Here is a 296-nt window from a genome sequence, read left to right as displayed (position 1 = left end):
GGCTACTACGGCAAGCCCATTGGCGAGCTCAATCCCGAGATCGTTGAGATGGCCAAGAAGCAGACCGGCAAGGAGCCGATCGACTGCCGTCCCGCCGACCTGCTCGAGCCTGAGTGGGACCAGCTGGTCGAGCAGGCCAAGAGTCTTGAGGGCTTCGACGGCTCCGACGAGGACGTTCTTACCAACGCCCTGTTCCTGGGAGTTGCCCCGAAGTTCCTCAAGGAACGCGCACAGGGCCCGAAGAGCGTCGCGATGACCGAGGCACAGCTGAAGGCCGAGAAGGAAGGCACCGGCGC

The 296-nt window shown here is 63.9% G+C and carries 1 pseudogene; it reads left to right on the top strand.

What is annotated here, in order from left to right:
• Window positions 1-296 (top strand): annotated as a pseudogene (locus J3482_RS20420) (hypothetical protein); the annotation flags it as partial.

It is taken from the genome of Alicyclobacillus suci (assembly GCF_017329615.1).
GTDB classification, from domain to species: Bacteria; Bacillota; Bacilli; order Alicyclobacillales; family Alicyclobacillaceae; genus Alicyclobacillus; species Alicyclobacillus suci.
This window is presented reverse-complemented; position numbering and strand designations above follow the sequence as displayed.